The 20,915-nt window shown below is 38.6% G+C and carries 20 protein-coding genes; 19 read left to right on the top strand and 1 reads right to left on the bottom strand.

The window, feature by feature from the left end; translation table 11 throughout:
* Positions 1-23 precede the first annotated feature (23 nt).
* From P0Y49_07540 to P0Y49_07575, 8 genes are all read left to right on the top strand, one after another.
* A complete protein-coding gene (locus P0Y49_07540) occupies positions 24-1,919 on the top strand; it encodes a glycoside hydrolase family 28 protein (protein ID WEK20990.1) in 1,896 nt (631 codons plus the stop codon).
* A 59-nt stretch (positions 1,920-1,978) separates the two neighbouring features.
* A complete protein-coding gene (locus P0Y49_07545; GenBank protein WEK20991.1) occupies positions 1,979-3,076 on the top strand; it encodes a DUF5009 domain-containing protein in 1,098 nt (365 codons plus the stop codon).
* Positions 3,077-3,081: 5 nt separating this feature from the next.
* Complete coding sequence (locus tag P0Y49_07550; GenBank protein ID WEK20992.1) at positions 3,082-3,981, top strand: PIG-L family deacetylase; 900 nt, start codon at positions 3,082-3,084, stop codon at positions 3,979-3,981.
* Between the two features lie 7 nt (positions 3,982-3,988).
* Positions 3,989-4,942, top strand: a complete 954-nt coding sequence (locus tag P0Y49_07555; protein ID WEK20993.1) for a hypothetical protein — start codon at positions 3,989-3,991, stop codon at positions 4,940-4,942.
* 162 nt (positions 4,943-5,104) lie between these two features.
* Positions 5,105-6,928 carry a hypothetical protein gene (locus P0Y49_07560; protein WEK20994.1) on the top strand — a complete coding sequence of 608 codons (1,824 nt, stop codon included), beginning with the start codon at positions 5,105-5,107 and terminating at the stop codon, positions 6,926-6,928.
* Positions 6,929-6,972: 44 nt separating this feature from the next.
* Positions 6,973-8,253 carry a glycoside hydrolase family 27 protein gene (locus tag P0Y49_07565; protein ID WEK20995.1) on the top strand — a complete coding sequence of 427 codons (1,281 nt, stop codon included), beginning with the start codon at positions 6,973-6,975 and terminating at the stop codon, positions 8,251-8,253.
* Positions 8,254-8,296: 43 nt separating this feature from the next.
* A complete protein-coding gene (locus P0Y49_07570) occupies positions 8,297-9,682 on the top strand; it encodes a DUF839 domain-containing protein (GenBank protein WEK20996.1) in 1,386 nt (461 codons plus the stop codon).
* A 39-nt stretch (positions 9,683-9,721) separates the two neighbouring features.
* Complete coding sequence (locus tag P0Y49_07575; GenBank protein ID WEK20997.1) at positions 9,722-11,149, top strand: acetylxylan esterase; 1,428 nt, start codon at positions 9,722-9,724, stop codon at positions 11,147-11,149.
* 93 nt (positions 11,150-11,242) lie between these two features.
* On the opposite strand, the gene P0Y49_07580 is transcribed toward P0Y49_07575, so the two are convergent.
* Positions 11,243-12,115 carry an AraC family transcriptional regulator gene (locus P0Y49_07580; GenBank protein WEK20998.1) on the bottom strand — a complete coding sequence of 291 codons (873 nt, stop codon included), beginning with the start codon at positions 12,113-12,115 and terminating at the stop codon, positions 11,243-11,245.
* 241 nt (positions 12,116-12,356) lie between these two features.
* Here P0Y49_07580 and P0Y49_07585 point away from each other — a divergent pair, with 241 nt between their 5' ends.
* The 11 genes from P0Y49_07585 (at position 12,357) to P0Y49_07635 (ending at position 20,841) form a co-directional block, all read left to right on the top strand.
* On the top strand, positions 12,357-13,145 hold the full coding sequence (locus P0Y49_07585; GenBank protein ID WEK20999.1) for a creatininase family protein: 789 nt from the start codon (positions 12,357-12,359) through the stop codon (positions 13,143-13,145).
* Between the two features lie 3 nt (positions 13,146-13,148).
* Positions 13,149-13,532 carry a RidA family protein gene (locus P0Y49_07590; protein WEK21000.1) on the top strand — a complete coding sequence of 128 codons (384 nt, stop codon included), beginning with the start codon at positions 13,149-13,151 and terminating at the stop codon, positions 13,530-13,532.
* A 22-nt stretch (positions 13,533-13,554) separates the two neighbouring features.
* The gene (locus P0Y49_07595) at positions 13,555-14,511 is read left to right on the top strand and encodes a 3-hydroxyacyl-CoA dehydrogenase family protein (protein WEK21001.1); all 957 of its coding nucleotides are present in this window, start codon (positions 13,555-13,557) and stop codon (positions 14,509-14,511) included.
* 4 nt (positions 14,512-14,515) lie between these two features.
* Positions 14,516-15,655 carry a mandelate racemase/muconate lactonizing enzyme family protein gene (locus tag P0Y49_07600; GenBank protein ID WEK21002.1) on the top strand — a complete coding sequence of 380 codons (1,140 nt, stop codon included), beginning with the start codon at positions 14,516-14,518 and terminating at the stop codon, positions 15,653-15,655.
* Entirely contained in the window at positions 15,652-16,584 is a 933-nt protein-coding gene (locus tag P0Y49_07605; protein WEK21003.1) for a DMT family transporter, read from the top strand. The genes P0Y49_07600 and P0Y49_07605 overlap by 4 nt, the downstream gene beginning before the upstream one ends.
* Complete coding sequence (locus P0Y49_07610; GenBank protein ID WEK21004.1) at positions 16,581-17,498, top strand: dihydrodipicolinate synthase family protein; 918 nt, start codon at positions 16,581-16,583, stop codon at positions 17,496-17,498. The genes P0Y49_07605 and P0Y49_07610 overlap by 4 nt, the downstream gene beginning before the upstream one ends.
* Before the next feature lie 17 nt (positions 17,499-17,515).
* Positions 17,516-18,193 carry an RraA family protein gene (locus P0Y49_07615; GenBank protein ID WEK21005.1) on the top strand — a complete coding sequence of 226 codons (678 nt, stop codon included), beginning with the start codon at positions 17,516-17,518 and terminating at the stop codon, positions 18,191-18,193.
* A gap of 1 nt (position 18,194) precedes the next feature.
* Entirely contained in the window at positions 18,195-18,938 is a 744-nt protein-coding gene (locus tag P0Y49_07620) for an SDR family NAD(P)-dependent oxidoreductase (GenBank protein WEK21006.1), read from the top strand.
* A 46-nt stretch (positions 18,939-18,984) separates the two neighbouring features.
* On the top strand, positions 18,985-19,728 hold the full coding sequence (locus tag P0Y49_07625; protein WEK21007.1) for an SDR family NAD(P)-dependent oxidoreductase: 744 nt from the start codon (positions 18,985-18,987) through the stop codon (positions 19,726-19,728).
* Between the two features lie 37 nt (positions 19,729-19,765).
* Complete coding sequence (locus tag P0Y49_07630; protein ID WEK21008.1) at positions 19,766-20,620, top strand: fumarylacetoacetate hydrolase family protein; 855 nt, start codon at positions 19,766-19,768, stop codon at positions 20,618-20,620.
* Between the two features lie 95 nt (positions 20,621-20,715).
* Positions 20,716-20,841, top strand: a complete 126-nt coding sequence (locus tag P0Y49_07635) for a hypothetical protein (protein WEK21009.1) — start codon at positions 20,716-20,718, stop codon at positions 20,839-20,841.
* Positions 20,842-20,915 lie beyond the last annotated feature (74 nt).

Here is a 20,915-nt window from a genome sequence, read left to right on the forward strand (position 1 = left end):
GCAGAAAGTACTAACCTAATGTTATGAGAAATACCATATTAGCCGTTTTATTATTTTTGTTTAGTCCTGCTATTTTGCTGGCCCAGTTTAATGTTAAAGAATTTGGTGCAAAGGGAGATGGGCAGACAATGGATACCCGCTCTATTCAGCAAGCAATAGACAAGGCTTTTGAAAGTAAGGGTGGCGTAGTGATTGTACCTGCCGGTACATTTAAAATTGGAACCCTAATACTTAAGGATAATGTTAACCTGCATTTGGATGCCGGAGCTCTATTATTGGGCAGTCCGGACTATAGAGATTATACGGAGGTTGTCCAGAAATATGAGTCGCGGACCAGAGATCTTTATGCTAGATACTTTATGATTTTTGCAGAAGGCGCCAAAAACATCTCTATAACGGGATCTGGTACGATACATGGAAACGGACTAAAGAATTTTCAGGAAGTAAAACCTCAGAACCTTAGACCTTACATGATACGGCTGGTTAGCTGTCATAATGTGAGTTTGAATGGTATAAGTCTTTTAGAAGCTGCTAATTGGACATTACATCTTTTGGGGTGCAAAGACGTAAATGTTAGTGGTATTGTTATTGAGAATGAAGGCGAAGGAAATAGAGATGGCCTGGATATAGATGGTTGCCAGCGGGTAACTGTAGCTAATTCTCGTTTTTCAACGACGGATGATGCCATTGTGATGAAAGCAACGAGTGATACGTTGTGTCAGGATATTGCGATAACGAATTGCACATTCAGAAGAATTGGTGGCTCTGCTTTAAAGACCGGAACAGAATCTAATGGTGGATTTAAGAATATAACTATCAGCAATTGTGTAATTAAAGATATACCGGTTCATGCGGGAATTGAATTGATGACTGTTGATGGTGGAATCATGCAGAATATTCTGATAGAGAACATTAGTATGGAAGATGTAGCCACTCCATTTTTTATTAGGCTTGGGATTAGAGCCAGGCCGTTTAAATCTGGACAATACGTAAAGGAAATCGAAGATGTAAAGGACATTTCCTTAACTAATATTTCGGCCATCAATGCTAAGTTACCATCCAGTATTATTGGTTTACATAACAATAAGATAAAGAATGTGACTATCAGTAATTATACGGCACGATATGCATATGTTCAACATGCTGATCCTTATAATAAAGTGTCATTTCAAGAGTTTGAGTACCCGGCAGCAGCAATGTTTAGTAAATTGCCAGCCTATGGGATCTATTGTAGAAGCGTTGATGAATTGCATTTGCAAAATGTCAGGATATACACAGTTGAAAATGAAAAAAGACCTGCAATCACATTTGATAGGATAAATAACCTGGAATTATTCAGTGTAAAAGCAGAAGTTAAGCAACAAGATGCTCCAATGCTATACATTAGAAATTCGAAAGGGATTACTGCCGCTTTTTGTAAAACTATCGGGATAAATAATGCATTATTTGAGATGGAAGGAGCCAGTAATTTCAATGTTCATTTATCCAGCAATATACTTCAAAACGGACAAAAAGAAACTAGAGTTGCTCCGGCCTTAGCGGATCATGCTGTATTTGAGGATTTCGATACAGAAATTAAGTATACAGTTAACAGTGGAGCAAAAATTCAGGGACTTACAGCACATGATCTTAAAAATCCATTAAAGATCAAATTAAATAGCCGAAAAGGAGCCTTACAGCTATGCCTTTTATCCCTTAATAGTACAAAAAAGCCTCAAAAAGTATTGGTTAAATATGATGGGATTATCCAGGAGTTTTTAATCAGCTGGAACGAATGGGGCTGGGCGCCAATATCCTTGCTAAAGGAATATCAAGGCAATGAAAAGGTTGAATTTGAGATTGTTTCCGTTGACCCTAATGCGAATTTAAAAATTGCAAAGATTTATTTGAGATACCAGGATATAGGCTTTACAGATTAATTGTTTTTTCAAAAAGCACACAAATTACTACTGTATCACACCATTAATAAACAATAGATATGTCTGAAAAAGAAATGCCGAAAGCAACTGCGCAGCGTCTTTTTTCTCTTGATTTTTTCAGGGGATTCACCATGTTTATGTTAGTTGGATCAGGCTTATATGAACTTATGCGCAATGCAGACCATTCAATTGTTTCTGAGATTGGGTGGCAGTTTGAACATCGTTATTGGCATGGTCTAACTTTATGGGATTTTGTGGAACCCTTTTTTATGTTCATTGTTGGGGTTGCTATTCCTTTTTCTGTAATGAACCGTTTAGAAAAGGGGGATTCCTGGAATAAAGTATTCAGGCATGTTTTACAGCGGTCTATTATCTTATTCTTTTTAGGCATTCTGATTTATAGCGTTAGTTCAGGAAAGCCGGTATGGAGACTTTGGAATGTACTTACACAGTTGTCAGTAACTTATGTGTTTGCATTTCTATTGATGAGGAAGTCGATTACCTTGCAGCTTCTAATTAGCTTGTTTCTCTTACTGCTATCTGAATCATTATATAGGTCTTGGCCGGTAGAAGGTTTCAATCAGCCCTTTGTAGCTGATCATAATTTCGGTTCATGGCTTGATTTGAAATTAATGGGCGAACTGGAAAGCGATCATTGGGTAGCTTTTAATGTAGTGCCAACTGCAGCACTTACAATATGGGGAGTAGTAGCAGGACTAATATTGCGTAGCAACAGAACTCATCGGCATAAAATAAGAATTTTATTAACTGCAGGCGCAATTTGCGTATCTGCAGGTTTTGCATTGGGATTTTTTACCCCTATGATAAAACGAATAGGTACATCATCTATCATCCTGGAAACAGGCGGATGGAGCATAATTATGCTTGCTTTTTCTTATTGGTTGGTCGATGTTATGAAGATTCGAAAAGTGCCTGCTTTTTTCGCTGTTGTCGGTATGAACTCTTTGTTTATTTACCTATTTGAACAAACCGGAGGTGCATCTTTTTTAGCGCGTATCGTTAAGCCCTTTGCATATACCTGCTTTTTTTGGTTGGGAGAAACCGGCGTTAATTATGGAACAGCCGTATTTACCTGGTTTTTATTATGGTATATCTGCTATTGGTTATACAAACGCAAAATCTTTATTAAAATATAGTTAGCATGGAAACACCCTTATTAAAGTTCTTGAAAGGCGTTTTAGTTGCCCTTTTTCTGATGCAGCTTCCGGTGACATTCTCGTTTGCTCAACAAATTGCGAAACCTAGAAAATGCATTCTTGTGTTTGGCGCACATGCTGATGATGTAGATGAAAATGCAGGCGGTACACTTGCTAAATATGTTGCTCTTGGGTATGAGGGTATCTATGTTTGTGCCATAAATAACCTGGATGGTTGCAACCTGGAACGGACCCCCTGGTACGATAAGGGACCTAATTTCACTGTTTCTAATTCGCCGCATAAGTATCCTTTAGGGGCGCTGGAAACCAGCCAGATTAGGGAGGAAGAAGCCAGGCAGGCTGCTGCGGTTTATCCTGCAACACCGGTTTTTCTGAATTTTAAGGAGCCTACTTTCTTCATGGGAAGGAAGTATGTTAGTTATGGAACTGATCTATTCCATGAATACAACCCACCGGGCAGGCAACAGATTGCAATAGCAACATATCTGGATGAGGATGTTGATTTCGTATTTAATTTACTCAAAAAGTACCAACCTGAAATAGTAATAACGCACACATTAGGTGGTGAAAAACTAGATCATGGTAATGCCGCATACCTGGTTTACCTGGCGTTTAAGAAAGCGATTAGAGAGCAGGTACCTGTAGGCAAATTATGGATGACGGTTAATGGCTGGCTTTTGGATCCAATAGCGCAAAAAAGCGGTCGTGGGAAACCTGACGTTCATATTGATGTAAAAGCATATTTGAAAGTTAAATATGAAGCATTGAACAAGCACTTAAGTCAAAATGGTGGCTTTGGAAGAGATTACGTAATGGGAAATGAAACGCAGCCAAAAGAAGTAATTGAGGAGTTTATCACGGTACTTGATCATACCAAAAAATAAGAATCAAATGAGGTTATGTAAATCATTCATTCCTATGCTGTTATATGTAATGGCAGGGTTAGTTTTACCAATTTATGCTAAAGGGCAATCTCAGGTGGTGATGTTGAACAAATGGGGGGAGTTTGGAGATAAACCGGGCCAGTTTAAATACCCTACTATGGTTGCGGTGGATAAAGCTACTGCAGCTGTATATGTTGTCGATCAGCACAATCATAGGATTCAAAAATTTGACAAGAGCGGAAACTTTATGCTAATGTGGGGTAAATTGGGTAGTCAAGCAGGAGAGTTTAATTATCCGTACGGTATAGCACTTGATACTAAGGGTAATGTATATGTATCTGATACCAATAACAACAGGATACAAAAGTTTTCATCCGAAGGTGTTTATATTGGGTCGGTAGGATCTTACGGCATTGCAGAAGGACAATTTAAATATCCTTATGGAATTGCTATGGATAAAAATGATGTTTTATATGTGATTGATGCATCTAATTACCGAATACAAAAAATTAGTTCTGAACTCAAATTTATTGGGAATTGGGGATCACAGGAAAGTTTAGGAATTAAGCTGTATATGCCACATGAGGTAGCAATAACCCCCAATGATGCTGTTTTGCTTAGCGATAGGCAGAATCATCGGATATCTTTCTTTTCTAAAGACGGAAAACTATTAAAGCGACTTGGCGAATATGGAGAGGGGAAACTGATAAAAGGTGGTCAGTTTAGTGAACCACATGGTCTTGCGGTGAGTTCGGATGGGGATATCTTTATTGCGGATCGTTACAATTTCCGTGTTCAAAAATTTGATAGCAATGGAACATATCAAACCCAATGGCTTACTTCAGGTACTTTTGAGGACAGTAAGTATTTCCCTCTGGGCCTGGCTACGGGAACAGATGGCTGTATATTTCTTACCGATCATTATGCGCATAGTATATATGCCTATAAGCTTTTAAACTGATGCCTGAAATATAAGGCCAGTTTTTAGTCTTTACCATAAAATATGGATAAAACAATGTTAAATATCCTGTTAAAAAAGTACACATTTTAAATTGATTATCAAATAATAGTGCCATTTAAGAGTAATAGATTTGGTTTATAAATTCATTTTCTTAACATATTTATGAAATATATATATTCTTTTACCAGTCTTCTTTTTTTGCTTTTCCCTGTGCTAACAGCCTATGGACAAAAAGGAATAAACTCAACAAATACTTCAGAAAACTACAACCCAATGTATTGGGCTGAAGGAGTTACCGACTATAATAACAGAAAAAATGTGCCCGGTGCTGAAACCGAGATGATCAATGATATTTATGCTAAAGGCTGGCGTGGAGTAGTTTATTGGGGAGCGAGCCGCAATGGGGCAAAGATGAATTATTATTATAAATCCCCTTACCTGGAAAAACAAAGCTGGGCCGTTCCTGAAAAGGATAACCTCAGTCCGCTTATTAGCGCAGCACATAAAAAGGGTATAAAAGTGATGATTAATATGGAAGGGGTTAATCCTTACCATTGGGAGCAAAATAAATGGACGCCGGAAACAATCAAGGCTGCGGCATCAGATCTGGCTGCTACAGGTGTAGATGCTGTATTTGAAGAGTGTTTTGAAGCAAGTCCTAAAGTGTTCGTTTCTCTTGCACGGGAGCTTAAAAGCAAAAAGGTGGATTACATCTCCGGTACAGATCCAATGCTGCTTCGAGAATCCAGTTTTGTCAATCTTTGGCCGGAAACCGGAACCATTAATATTTATAATTATTACCTTAAGCGTGATAAACTATATAATATAGCTACCCTGGCACAACATGGATCATTGGGACTTGGCTGGGCAAAATACTGGAATAAACCAACAGCATTAATTTCTCCTGTAAATCGTAACTGGGGGATAGCCAATGAGTATACACCCGCAGTAATACCCTATTTATGCATGATCAGAGCATTGCAATTCAGAATGGATAACTTTATCATTTTCGGTGGGGTAAATGTATTTGATCCTATACAAACACAAAACTGGATTAAAAGCTATGTAGATAAACAAGAAAAAGATCGTCCGGTTATGAATATTGTCGTACTCCTTAAAAAAGAGAGCAATACATCCGAAGGAGAGGCTGGATGGAACCGACTGTTCAATTCTGGCGATGCAATAACTTCAGGCGCGTTTAATGCAGGTTACAATGTAGTGGTGAGCGATAAAGTAATTCCTGCGGATGCTTATTGGATATATACACCAGGTGGTAAAAATGACGCGCTTCCAGCAGACGTCGTTGCCTTATTTAATACCAATAAGCCTGTTTTTCTTCAATCTGCTGCCAGCATCCCAAGTGGAAATACTATTAATAGCAGCTGGAAAACAGTACTTGAAAAATGTGGCATCGACGGAACTAAAGTTTTTAAATATGCCGAAGGGAGTGATAGCCCATCTGAAGTTTCTTTGCCGGGAGATCAGGAAATTGAAATCCCCTACACAGGCTATTATAAAAATACATATTTGAGATTTACCGGTTCGGATGTACAGCGTGGAAAGGACTTACGTGCTGGTACTATCATCCCCGCAAATGCAATTAATGGAACAATTTACAGTGCACCAAATAAAACTTATGGTAGAGGGCCTTACATTGCCGGTAAAAATAATAAGTATCTAATTACCACAACAGCTTTGAATTGGGAAACCGCTTATCCCATTGCTAATCTTTTATCCGGAGGGGGCATCCTTCCGTCATCAAATGTGTGGGGTATTGCCGGCAAAAATGTTACGGCTTTGCTAGCTATTGAAACAACAGAACTGAATATCACCATACCCAATCTTAAGGACGGATCTAAAATTCACGTGGTGGTATGGGATAATATGAAGAACAAGAAGTCTGAAGAGACCCTAACGTATAAAGCGCCCTATACACACATGTTAAAGGAATATGATTTTATATTAATTGATACAGTTAAGGACTAATTAAGCTAACCCTGAGAAATTAAACCAAATTAATACACCGAAATATGATGCAATCCACTGAAAAAATGTTTTCAGGGCTTTTTGCCCTGCTCTTCTTAATCTCTATATTAAGCTGTGGTACGAAAACCGCTGAAAAAAAACAGGCTATACAAGATACAAAAGCCCAAAATCTTGCGCTTACCCCACCTATGGGCTGGAATAGCTGGAACGCATTTGGAAAAAATGTAAACGAAAAAGTCATTCGTGAAACTGCTGATGCAATGGTGAGTTCAGGCTTAAAGGATGCCGGCTTTTCTTACATTGTAATTGATGACTTTTGGCAACTCAGCAGAGATTCTGTGACAGGTATGCTGCAAGCCGATGTTACAAGGTTCCCATCAGGAATTAAAGCGTTAGCGGATTATGTCCACAGCAAAGGACTTAAATTTGGCATTTATTCTGATGCCGGAACGAAAACATGCGGTGGGGTTCCCGGCAGTTTTGGATATGAAGAAAAAGATGCAAAACTTTTTGCAGAATGGGGAGTGGATTTCTTGAAATACGATTACTGTTATTGTCCCGATTTAGCCTCTACAAACAATGATTATAAAATGGCCATTGATCGGTATAAAACTATGGGAGATGCACTTAAGGCAACCGGCAGGCCGATTGTTTTTAGCATTTGCGAATGGGGGCCGCGTTCTCCATGGTTATGGGGGAAAGAAGTTGGCGGGCACATGTGGCGTACTTCGTATGATGTAGCGGATATATGGGATAAACCACGCAATGAATCCAGTCCAATTGGAATTCTGACTTCAATTGATGCAGCGGCTAATCTGGGACGTTTTGCAGGTCCTGGTGGATGGAACGATCTTGATATGTTGGTTGTAGGATTAAATAATACAGGGTTTATCAAAGGTGGTGGTTGCACAGATATTGAATACCGTACACAAATGAGCATGTGGTGCATGTTAGCATCTCCAATTATGCTTGGTGGGGATATCCGCAATATGTCGCCATTAACAAAAGAAATCTTGCTGAATAAGGATCTGATCGGGATAAATCAGGATTCGTTAGGGAAACCCGGCTATCGTGTTTTCAGCAAAGATGGTCTGGAAGCGTGGAGAAAGGAGCTAAGTGGTAACAGGGTGGCCATTGCACTGTTTAACCGTAACTCGACAAATAAAACACTTACCGTATCAATGGAAGATCTGGAAATGAAAAAAAATGAGACTTATGGTAGCGTTTACGATGTATGGACACATAAGATTGTAAATCAGGCTAAGGAAACACTGGCTGCCAACTTAAAACCTCACGAATGCCAGGTATTTATACTTTCTAATTAATAGGTGTTCAAAGGAGCCTTAAAAATAAAAAACTGAATAGGATATGGATAATTCAAGAAGAAATTTTGTAAAGCACGCAGGAATAGTTAGCCTCGGTTTTATGGGCTTGAACCAGTTTTTAACAGGCTGTAATTTGGGATTTGTCCCAGGGTATGGTCAACTTTCTTATCGTGAAGGAGATATTTTAAGCTTGCCTAAAGGGTTTTCTGCTAAGGTAATATCGCGCAAGGGCGACCTCATGAGTGATGGTTTATTATCACCAGGGAATCATGATGGTATGGGGATTTTTAAATGGAAAAATGATAAAGTGCTATTAATCAGGAATCATGAAATTACCCCCGGTTCGTATGAAACAGGTCCTTTTGGAGATGGTAATAAGTTAATCGGAAAAATAGATAAGAATATGATCTATGATTATGCCGCAGGAGGGGACAGAACTTGTGTAGGGGGAACAACTACATTTATTTACAATGAAAAAGCCCAAAAAGTAGAGCTCGAATACCTAAGTCTTATTGGTACAATCAGAAATTGTTCAGGAGGAGTTACCCCCTGGAACTCATGGATCACTTGTGAAGAGACCGGCAGTAAAAAAGGCGACGAAGAGGGGCGTTTGGAAAAAGATCATGGTTATAATTTCGAAGTGCCGGCAACAGATCAGATTAAATTAGCAGATCCCAGGCCAATTAAAGCAATGGGGCGTTTTGTTCACGAGTCGGTAGCTGTTCATCCTGAGTCTGGTGCGATTTACCAAACAGAAGATGAGGGAGATGGATTAGTCTACAGGTACTTACCTAATAAACCAGGGCATCTTCATGAAGGCGGTCGCTTACAATGTCTGTCATTAACAGAGTGGAAGGGGGCAGATACAAGGAATTATAAAAACTCAAAAACAGATCGTTTCCCGGAAAAGAAAACGTATGACGTAACATGGATTGACCTGGATGATGTAGAAGCTCCCGAGGGGGACTTGCGCTTACGTGGTCATAAAAAGGGAGCCGCAATATTTTCATCAGGAGAAGGAATGTCCTACGGTAAAGGGGAGGTCTTTTTTACAGCTAGCTCTGGTGGTAAAAGTGGTAATGGGCAGGTTTTTAGATATATCCCAAGTAAATACGAAGGGCAGTCACAAGAAAAAGAACATCCCGGTAAATTGGAGTTGTTTTTGGAATCCACTAGTGCCGATGTTTTTAGGTATTGTGATAATCTTACAGTTGCACCATGGGGAGATGTGATCATTTGTGAAGACTGTGAAGATGCACGTATTATAGGAATAACTCCTGAAGGCAAGGCCTATGAAATAGCTAAGAATATTGGTTATAGGGAGTCCGAATTTGCAGGACCGGTTTTTTCACCATCAGGGAATACCCTTTTTGTAAATATTCAAACACCCGGACTTACCCTGGCCATTACTGGTCCCTGGAAAGTTTAAATTTATAATAGTGTCAACTGATTTATAAAAAATATGAAAATGAATAAATACCTATTTGTCACCCCACTATTGGCCCTTTCTTCCATTTGTGCAGCGCAACAACCTCAGGAAGTGTATAAAAAGCCACTTAAAGATGTGCTTTCAGATGTAGAAAAAACATATCATGTTGAACTCAATTATAATGAGAAGGATATAAATGGATTGAATGTAAATTATGCCACGTGGCGTTTCACTTCAAATGTAGCCAATACACTTGATAACATATTGAAACCACTGGACCTTATATTTCATGAAACCGGAAAAGGTAAATACAATATATCTGGTTATGAGTATTATAGACGTACAGAAGCTGAAGGAAAAAAGCATCTTGATGAGCTCTTAGGACTATATAAAAATGCAAATGAATTTAACAAAAGGAAAAAAGAATTACGTGAGTGCATCCTGAAAGAATTGAACATTAGTCCAAATGCAAAAAGAACACCATTGAATCCAATTGTAACTTCAAAAATAACTATGGATGGTTACACGGTGGAGAATGTAGCATTTGAAAGTGTTCCGGGCTATTTTGTTGCCGGAACATTATACACACCTACAAAAGCAAAAGGTCCTTTTCCGGTTATATTGTCGCCACACGGGCATTTTTACAACGAAAGTAATCCATCATTAGCGGCAGACAGTGGTCGTTACCGTCCGGATATGCAGTATCGTTGTGCAACATTAGCAAAAATGGGAGCGATGGTCTTGAGTTATGATATGTATGCTTGGGGCGAATCGGTTTTACAGGCAGGTGCTCATTCTTTTCATGAAACAGGCTTTGCTTTAGCCATGCAAACATGGAATAGCATCAGAGGCTTAGACTATCTTTTATCATTACCAAACACCGATAAAAAACGTGTCGGTATTACCGGAGCATCAGGGGGAGGAACACAAACCATTTTGTTAGCAGCTCTGGATGATAGGGTTACAGCCAGCGTACCGGTAGTGATGGTATCCTCAAGTTTTTACGGAGGTTGCCCTTGTGAGAGCGGTTTGCCAATTCATGAAAGTTGTAATGGGCATAAAACCAATAACGCTGAAATTGCAGGTATGATCGCACCGCATCCACAGCTTATTATTTCTGATGGTGATGATTGGACAAAATCTGTACCTGGTACAGATTATCCTTATCTTAAAAAAGTATATGGTTTTTATGGCAAGGAGGATCAGATATCACAAGTGTATTTGCCTAATGATAAACATGATTATGGTTACAGCAAACGTGTTCCAATGTATACTTTTTTTGCCAAAGCATTCGGACTCAATATAAATGCTGTTACTGGTAAAGATGGTAAGATTGATGAACGGGGTTGTACGATCCAAAAAAAATCAGACTTGTTGGTCTTTGGCAAAAAGCACCCTTTACCGTTGGCAGCTTTAAGGTCTCATCAGGAAATTGTTAATGCTTTTGATAAAGTTCAGGGGAAATAATAGCAGACTTTGAGCTTTTAATAGAAAACTAAAGCCTCCGGGAAAAATCTAAGGTTCAACTTTAGATTTTTCCCGGAGGCTTTAGTGTTAAGTTTATCTTGTAATTTTTAGAAATCTACTTCTATATTCCTTTGGGATAATACCTCGGAGTTTTTTAAAGTGCCGGTAAAAATTAGAAAGGTTATCAAATCCGCTTTTATAACTGATCTCTGAAATGCTAAAATTATTCTCCATCAGCAATCTGCAGGCATGTCCAATCCTTATCTCAGTCACATAATCTGAGAATGTTTTATGTGTATGATGTTTAAAATATCTTGAAAAAGAGGCTACACTCATATTAAGTTTTGAGGCAATTTCTTGTACATAAATTTCTTTTGTGTAGTTCTTTATGATAAATTCAAATACCTTATTGATACGTTCTGTGTCACCGTTGTTATTTGCAGAGAAACCGGTAGATAATAGCGGTTTTAAATCTTTACTATGAGCAAGTTTTATAAGGATCTCTAGTAAACTTAAAAGCCGTTGCGTTGGCTTTTCGCTATACATGTCGTGTAGCTTATTAATTGTATACTTTTTTGTTTTTCCTTCTATATCAAGTGCCAGCGAAGATTTATCAAGTAGCCGGTGTACAAGCTTCATCTCTGGGATCTCGAAAAAATGGGTACCCAGAAAATCTTTTGTAAAATGAATAAAGATAGAACTGGCCTCCATTTCACCTGTTTTTGCATAAAACTCTTCATTATTCTTATACATGTGGGGGATGTTAGAACCAATGAGTGATAGGTTACCCTCTTCGAAATGACATACATTATCTCCGATAAATTTTGTGCCTTTTCCCTTGTCTATCATCACTAATTCATATTCTTTATGAAAATGCCAGGGCTTATCAAAATAATCGCAATCCCACTTATTGTAAAGGAAAGAAGAGTCGGATTCGAGCGGTAATTTGTGTAGTTGTGGCTTCATATTGTGCTTATTTTCAAGTGTATACTAATATAAAGATTCCATGTTAAAAAAGTATAAATTATAGATGATTTTTTTACTAATAATTCTGCTGTTTTCTTAGCATAATGTTGATTTTTTGTACATCTGTATAATATTTGTTAATCTTATATAATGTGTTAATAAAGTACACATAATCAATAAATAAATAGAGGTATCACTCGTGTACAGTTGCTATTTTTATCATTAAATAAATTATACACTTATGTTGTTTTCTACTAATTATAACTTATTAAATAAAGCCACGGGTAATAAGATAGCCTTACTGCCAATTGGCGCAATCGAACAACATGGGCCTCATCTTGCAGTGTCCACAGACATAGATCTGGTGTCTGAAGTTGCTAAGCGTGCTGAACAACAATTGCCTGAGGATATCCTTTTATGTCCGCCTCTTCCATTTGGATCCAGTCATCATCATTTAGATTTTGGAGGTGTGATGAGCATTTCTGCAGCTACCTATACACAAGTTTTAGTTGAGTTGGTAGAGTCTCTGCTTAAAGATGGGTTTCGCAGGATAGTTTTGTTAAATGGCCACGGAGGTAATATTACGCCTGCCCGACAGGCATTGGCAATATTGAGTCATAAATATGATGCAACACTTAAACCTAATATTGTGATGATCACCTATTGGGAGCTGGCAGGAAAAATATTTGCCGGAGCAGCCCCAATGGAAACACCAGCTTTGAGTCATGCCTGCGAATATGAAACCAGTTTAATGTTATATCTTTTTCCTGATAGAGTATGGCCTGATCAAATACAGCGGGCCAAAAGACCGGATAGTAACGGTTATATTCCCTGGGAAGATGATGAACCTTATAGTGGGGTAAGTATGGTTAAGCAAACTGAGTTTATTTCTAGTAATGGAAGTAGCGGAGAGCCTCAATTGGGAACATCTGAAAAAGGAAAGCATTTATTTGACCATGCCGTAAATTCATTGGTGAGTTTTATCAATTCCTTTAAAACCTGGCCTTTCATGGATAGTTTAAAGAAATAAGGTATGAGAAAAATAGAAATTAAGCATCCCGATAAATCAGTATCAACAGGAGCCTATTCTGCAGGAGTTTTGGTGGATGGTTGGTTATATGTAAGCGGGCAGGGCCCTGTTGATCTAACTACAGGTAAGGTGGTTGTTGGAACTATAGAGGAAGAAACATTGCATACACTATCGCATGTAAAAAAGATTGTTGAAGCGGCAGGAGGTACCATAGATGATATTGTAAAATGTACGGTTCATTTAGCCGATATTAATGATTTCAATAGATATGATGCGGCTTATAAATCCTTTTTCAATGGAATAAAACCTGCGAGAACCACGGTGCAGTCTGTTCTCTCTGATGGAATTAAAATAGAAATAGACGCCATCGCGAGAATAGGACAATAATAAAATAAAGCAAGATAAATTTATGAATGATAAAATACGGATCGGTACAGTTGGCCTTGGGCTAATGGGCAGCAGTATCGCGACTTGCCTTTTGGCAGCCGGGCATACAGTTACTTCATTAATAAAGAATATAGATAAATCTGATGTGGCAAAGGAGCGGATTCTAGGCTTTCTGAAACAGTTAAAAGATGAAGGATTGTTAAATGAAGATCCTGAGGAGGTTATAAAAAAGCTGGTTATCACAAATGATATAACCAGGCTCTCAAATCACGAAGTAGTTATTGAATCCATTATTGAAGATCTTGATGAGAAAAAACGGGTATTCAGACAACTAGAGGCTGTCTTATCTACAGATGCTATAATTGGTAGCAATACATCAGCAATACCGGTAACTATTTTGCAGGAAGGTTTAAACCATCCTGAGCGTTTGCTCGGTATACATTGGGGGGAGCCTGCACACATTCTCAGATTCCTTGAGGTGATTTGCGGTAACCAATCCGACCTGAAATATGCCGAAAAGATCATGAGACTGGCTGTTGGATGGCATAAAGAACCTTCACTGGTTAAAAAAGATATCAGAGGATTTATCACCAACAGACTGATGTATGCAATGATGCGCGAAGGTATGCATCTGGTAGATAAAGGATATGCAACAATTGAAGATATAGATCGGGCCTGCAGAAATGATTTTGGATACTGGATAACTTTTGCCGGACCTTTCAGATTTATGGATTTAACTGGTATACCGGCTTATCTGACGGTTATGAAAGATTTACTCCCTGAATTGGACAATGCAGATAAGCCACCTGTCTTTTTCGAAGAATTGGTGGCTGCCGGTGCTAAAGGTGTAAGTAATGCGCATGGTTTTTATCCCTACACTAAAGAAAGCGCTGAACGCTGGGAGAAACTGTTTGTTGAATTTGCATACGAGATCAGAAAACTATCAGAAAAGTATCCTCAAAATATTGGAGACCTATAAAATTATGAAGCGTACAATCATTAAATCAATCAAAGCTACAGAAGTAATTGTTCCCGCAAAGCCGGGTAGCCTTAATTCAGATTCTATTTTTGATAAGGATAAAAAATTCGCGGAAAAGTTTTTAACCGGTGCGAGTTGGACTGAATTTGCCAATCAATCTAAATGGATTCTTGAAATAGAACTAAACAATGGGCTGATTGGAATAGGGGAAACTTATAGGAGTACCAATAAAACTGTTGTAGAAGAAGCCATGGCGGTCTTTATAGATAAAGATGTACTCCATCTTAATTGGAGAAGGTTGCCGGTTTCAGACCAGCGGATTTATGAAGCTTTCGAAGCTGCCATATTGGATTTGGTAGGGAAACTGCTTCAGGTTCCTGTTTATCAATTGCTGGGTGGCGCTTACAGAGATAAAATTGAATGTATGGGCTGGACTGGTAGAAGGACACCTGAAGATGCGGCACAAAAGGCATTTGAAGCCATGCAAAAAGGACATAAGGTTTTCAAGTTTAAATGCTCTGATGAAGATCCTGTACGTTTGTGGACAGAAGCCATCAGAAAGAAATGTGGTGATGGAATTAAAATACTCCTTGATCCAAATCAACGATGGACGGATGTAGAAACCACGCTTCGTTTGATGGAGGGAGTGGAGAAAGAGATCATGCTGGGACTTGAAGATCCTATTCTACATGCCGATGTTGAAGGATTTAAATACCTTAAAGCGCATTTAGGTATACCTATGTTCAGGCATATATCATTGCCTTATACACAGGATATAAGAGACATTATAGCGTTTGTAAAAGCAGATGCTGTAGATGGTTATAATTTTAACGGCTCTGCATATAACTCTGTATTGCTGGCCGAAATAGCCCATTTGGAAGGTAAACAATGTTGGCGCGGATCAGAAGTGGATTTGGGCATTTTAGAGACGATGGCATTACATATTGCTGCTGCAAGTATCAATTGTACCATTCCTTCAGATCTTTTTGGAGAATTGGTGCGAGAAGATGATTTAATTGTCGAGCCGATTCATTTCGAAAAGGGACATGCCTTGGTTCCTCAGACTGATGGTTTAGGTATATCGCTTGATTACGCTGCACTTGAGAAATATAAAACTGGTCAAATTCTGTCAAATAGCTTATGAAGAAGACGATAACTTCGTGGGCACTATTGATTGCCTGCAACTTAATGTGGGCATTACAGTTTACTTGTATCAAGCTTACACAGGATCAGCTTGGACCTTATTTTACGGTATGGGGACCAATGTTGCTGGCTACCATTTTTTTGACCCCATTTGTATTGAAGGATTTTAAGAAAAGTGGCAAACGGCTAAAGGATGTTATGGTATTTGTCCAGCTTGCCATGCTGGGTGCATTTCCTGCGCAGGTGTTTATGACCTGGGGAACACAATACTCGCTGGCCAGTAATGCAGCAATACTTACGTTGAGTTTGCCGGTCATCACAGCATTATTTGCATTCATTCTTCTAAAAGAAAAGATGAACCGCATACGATGGATAAGTTTTATCATTGCTATTGCCGGTGTAATCCTTTGCTCTACAGGGGATATTAAACAACTCGATTTTGGTTCAAAATACGCTTTAGGTAACCTGCTTATTTTTATGGCCATTGTAGGTAATTCCTATTACAATGTAGGCTGCAAAAAGGTAGCAGAACGTTATACAGAAATGGAAATGGTATTTTATACTTACGTGGTGATGGTTGTTTTGCTAACCCCTTTGGTATGGTATTATGAACCGGATATTTTTGCAAAAATACCGGCGTTTACTGCACAAACCTGGACAGGACTGGCCTTGTTAACCTTCTTCCATAATTTCCTTTCCATGATCTTATTTTTCACAGCATTGAAAGTATTGGATGCTACACAAGTGGCATTGTCAAATTACCTGATAACTTTTATGGGCTTACCCATTGCTGCAATATGGCTGGGAGAAACATTAAACAGTCAGGCTATAGTAGGTGGTGTACTGGTACTCGCTTCTACATTAATCATTACCATTATTGATTACCGAATTCAACATAAACAAACTATCCCAAATCCACAATTACAATGAAATTAAATAACGCAATAGAATTATCTGGCGTAGTGCCAATTATACCTACACCGTTTACCGAAAAGGAAGAAGTTGATGAAAGTGCCTTAAAGCGGCTGGTAGATTTTGCCATTGAAGGTGGAATAAAGGCTGCCTGCCTGCCTGCTTATGCAAGCGAGTTTTATAAACTAACAGATGAGGAAAAATTACAAGTTGTAAAAGTAGCTGTTAAACATGCTGCAGGTAGAATGCAGGTTGTAGCACAATCTAATCATCCTTCACTGAAAGTTGCTATTAAACTAGCTCAGGCAAATGTTGAAGCAGGAGCTGATGTGATTTCTCTTGCTGTGCCTCGCATTTTTAATTTGCCTGAGGATTCTTTGAACGAATACTTGTCTGGCTTTCTTCAGGCCATTCCTGATACTCCGGTTTTGATACAAGATTTTAATCCCGGAGGTTCATCCATTAGTGTACCATTTATTAAAAAATTGATGGATGAGCATCCTAATTTTAAATACCTTAAGCTGGAAGAGCCTTTATGTGCACCAAAATTCGAAGATATCATTAAAACCACGGATGGTAAAGTTGGTCTGTTTGAAGGCTGGGGTGGATTGTATATGCTTGAGCTAATTCCTGTAGGCATTTCCGGTGTTATGCCTGGGCTAGGTGTTTCTGATATTTTACAACGAGTTTTTAACCTACGTAAGGATGGTGATCATGCAAAAGCATTCGACCTTTTTGAAAAAGTAATGCCGCAAATATTCTTCTCCTTACAGAATATGGAATTGTTCCATTACGTAGAAAAAGAGTTGTTGATGGCAAGGGGCGTGTTAAGTAACAGTGTCGTTCGTAAAGCCGCCTATAAACCTGACGCTGCAACAGCTGCTTATGTTAAAGAACTCAATGCAAGAGTGCTAAACATTGTAAGTGAATAAGAATTAAGCATATACCTATGAAAACATTTCACAACGATTCTGAATTATTCAGCTTCATAAAAGAACACTTATATGTGGCTGCAGTCTGCGATATTCTTGATGAACTGGGCTATCGGAATCAGGCAATGCATCAGCGTCTGCGACCACTCTTACCGGATATGAAAAACTGTGGTTTTATCGGTAGGGCGAGAACATTCAGGTGGATGGAAACAGATCATATTGCAGAAAATCCCTATGGATTGGAAATTGAGGCAATGGATGCGCTAAAATCGGGCGATGTTGCGGTTCATTCTACCGATCATGGCGGTACCAACGCACCGTGGGGAGAGCTCATGTCGACCGTAGCCAAACGAAATGGTGCTGTTGGGTGTGTATGTGATAGTCAGATACGTGATTGTACTAAAATAGTAGAAATAAACTTTCCGGTTTATTACAGCGGAATCAGACCATTAGATTCTAAAGGGCGGGCAATTGTAACGGCATATGATGTACCAATAAGATGTGGAGATGTTGTTGTACATCCAGGTGAGTTGATCTATGCTGATTTTGATGGCGTTGTTGTCATCCCGAAAGCTGCAGAGGCAGAAGTCTTTCAAAAGGCAAAGGAGAAGGTTAATAGTGAGAATTTATCACGTAAAGAACTACTGGAGGGAAAATCCTTAAGGGAAGTTTATGACACATATAAAGCACTTTAGGATGAACGAGTTTAAGGGCCAGACAGCAATTATTACAGGTGCTGCTTCTGGAATAGGATGTAGTATTGCCCATAGGTTAATACAGGAAGGAGCCCGGGTGGCATTGCTTGATATCAATGGAGCAATTTTAGAAAGAGAGTTTTCACAGTATAAATCAACAGTTACTTTATACGCTTTTGACATTACACAACAGCAATTGATACATCATGTCGTTGAACAAGTTATGAGCACCTACGGTAGGATTGATATACTGATCAATTGTGCCGGTGTAACAGGTGTTACAAATATTTTAAGCCACGAAACAGGTGGAGAGGACCTACAACGGGTATTTGATGTGAATTTTATGAGTAGTTTTTACACAAGCCAAATGGTGCTGCCTCACATGCTTAAAGTTAAATACGGAAGGATACTCCATCTTGCTTCGGTAGCAGGTAAAGAGGGGAATGCCGGTATGCTGGCCTATTCTGCATCAAAAGCGGCAGTTATAGGGATGACCAAGGTACAAGGTAAAGAGTATGCTGAAACAGGCATTACAATTAATGCCATGGCACCGGCTGTAATAAGAACTACAATGGTGGATACATTGCCCGAAAAGCAGCTAAAATACATGACGGATAAGATACCGATGAAAAGATGCGGAACATTAGAGGAAGCAGTAAATCTAGCTACTTATATAGTATCGAAACGTAACAGCTTCACAACTGGGTTTACGTTTGACTTAACAGGGGGTAGAGCAACCTATTAGGTGCTGAACTAACTAAATTTTTCTACAAAACTAACGCGTAAACCAGATGAATAAATTTGAAGGACAAGTAGCAATTGTTACCGGAGCAGCTTCAGGAATTGGATTGGCTATTGCCAATAAGTTGCTGAAAGAAGGTGCTCAGGTTGCTTTGTTTGACATAAATGGGAAAGCATTGAAAAAAGCTTTTGAAGAATATAAGACTTCAGTAAGTCTATATCCTATTGATATTACTAAACAATCTATAATTAGTCATGCTATTGAAGAGATCGTCAGTCTATTTGGAAAAATAGATATATTGGTTAACTGTGCTGGTATTACAGGCAACACAAGTATTTTAAGCCACGAGGTGAGCACCGAGAATCTTAAGAAAGTATTTGACCTGAATTTTATGGGGAGTTTCTATACCACAAAGGCCGTTCTTCCATATATGCTGAAGTCAAACTACGGCCGGATATTGCATCTTGCTTCGGTTGCCGGTAAAGAGGGAAATGCAGGCATGTTGGCTTATTCTGCATCAAAAGCTGCAGTAATTGGTATGACCAAGGTGCAGGGAAAAGAATATGCAGAAACTGGTATTACAGTTAATGCGATGGCTCCAGCCGTTATAAAAACAGCGCTTGTTGATGCTTTGCCTGAAGAGCAGGTTAAATATATGACCGATAAAATACCAATGAAAAGGTGCGGGACGCTGGAAGAGGCGGTAGATTTAGCGACTTATATCATTTCAAAGCAGAATAGTTTCACTACAGGTTTTACCTTTGATTTAACAGGTGGACGGGCTACCTATTAAGCAAATCAAAAAAACACATAAAAACAATTGCAATCTTATGAAAATCCTTTATTACGAAGAATCAGGTAAACCTTTGCCGGGATTAGTAACTCCTGATGGTATAGTTCCTTTAAGTGAACATTTAACCGATTATTATGGGAAGTATCAACATCGGCCATTAACCAATGACGATATCATAGCATTAAAAAATTCTGATCTTGCAGTTTTGGATCCTAATGATATACTTCAAGAGGATGAGATAGAGATTTGCCCATGTGTTCCGATGCCTTCTAAAATTATTTGCATTGGATTAAATTATCGAAAACATGCCATCGAAAGTGGAATGGCTATACCGCCTATACCTGTTGTATTTTCAAAATATAACAATACGCTTACTAAATATGGTTCTGATATCCCTTTAGGAACAGAAGGTGAAGAATTTGATTATGAAGTAGAGTTGGGAGTTATAATTGGAAAAAAAGGTAAAAACATATCGAAAGATGATGCTTTAAGTCATGTCTTAGGGTATTGTGTGGCTAATGACCTTTCTTGTAGAGATCTCCAATTAAGATCATCACAATGGTTATTAGGAAAAAGTCTGGACAGATTTCTTCCATTGGGAAAATATTTGGTTACGGCTGATGAAGTTGGCGATCCACAAAATTTAAAGCTTACCTGTACATTAAATGGAGAATTGAGGCAAAATTCAAATACTGCTGATATGATATTCTCAGTTACTGAAATTATTGAATTCTTATCGCGACATATGACACTCGAACCGGGTGATTTAATTATAACAGGGACCCCTGAAGGTGTAATTATGGGGTTGCCAGAGAAAAACTGGTTAAAGCCTGGAGATATCGTTAAAGTTGAAATTGAAAAACTTGGATATACTGTAAACAGAATGGCATAATACTGTAATAATTCTTGATTTACACTGGTAATAATTTTTATATTATTTCGAATAGGGGTACATTCGCATTAATGAACCCATTTAAACAGTTAAATATGATGTCTGATAAACAGTTTGCAAGTCAATTGCGAACTGCAAAAGCCATGTTTAACCGTTTTTTAGCGCTTCAATCCGCCTTAGGCGATTCTTTTCTTAAAAGTAGCAAAGACTTCATTCATTAAGCCCCAACCTTTTTAACAGGTCTGGGGATTATTATTTATTTTTTTGGATTACCATGCCCGCAGTCTGAAGGGTA

Origin of the sequence: Candidatus Pedobacter colombiensis (assembly GCA_029202485.1) — a bacterium.
Classification (GTDB): Bacteria; Bacteroidota; Bacteroidia; order Sphingobacteriales; family Sphingobacteriaceae; genus Pedobacter; species Pedobacter colombiensis.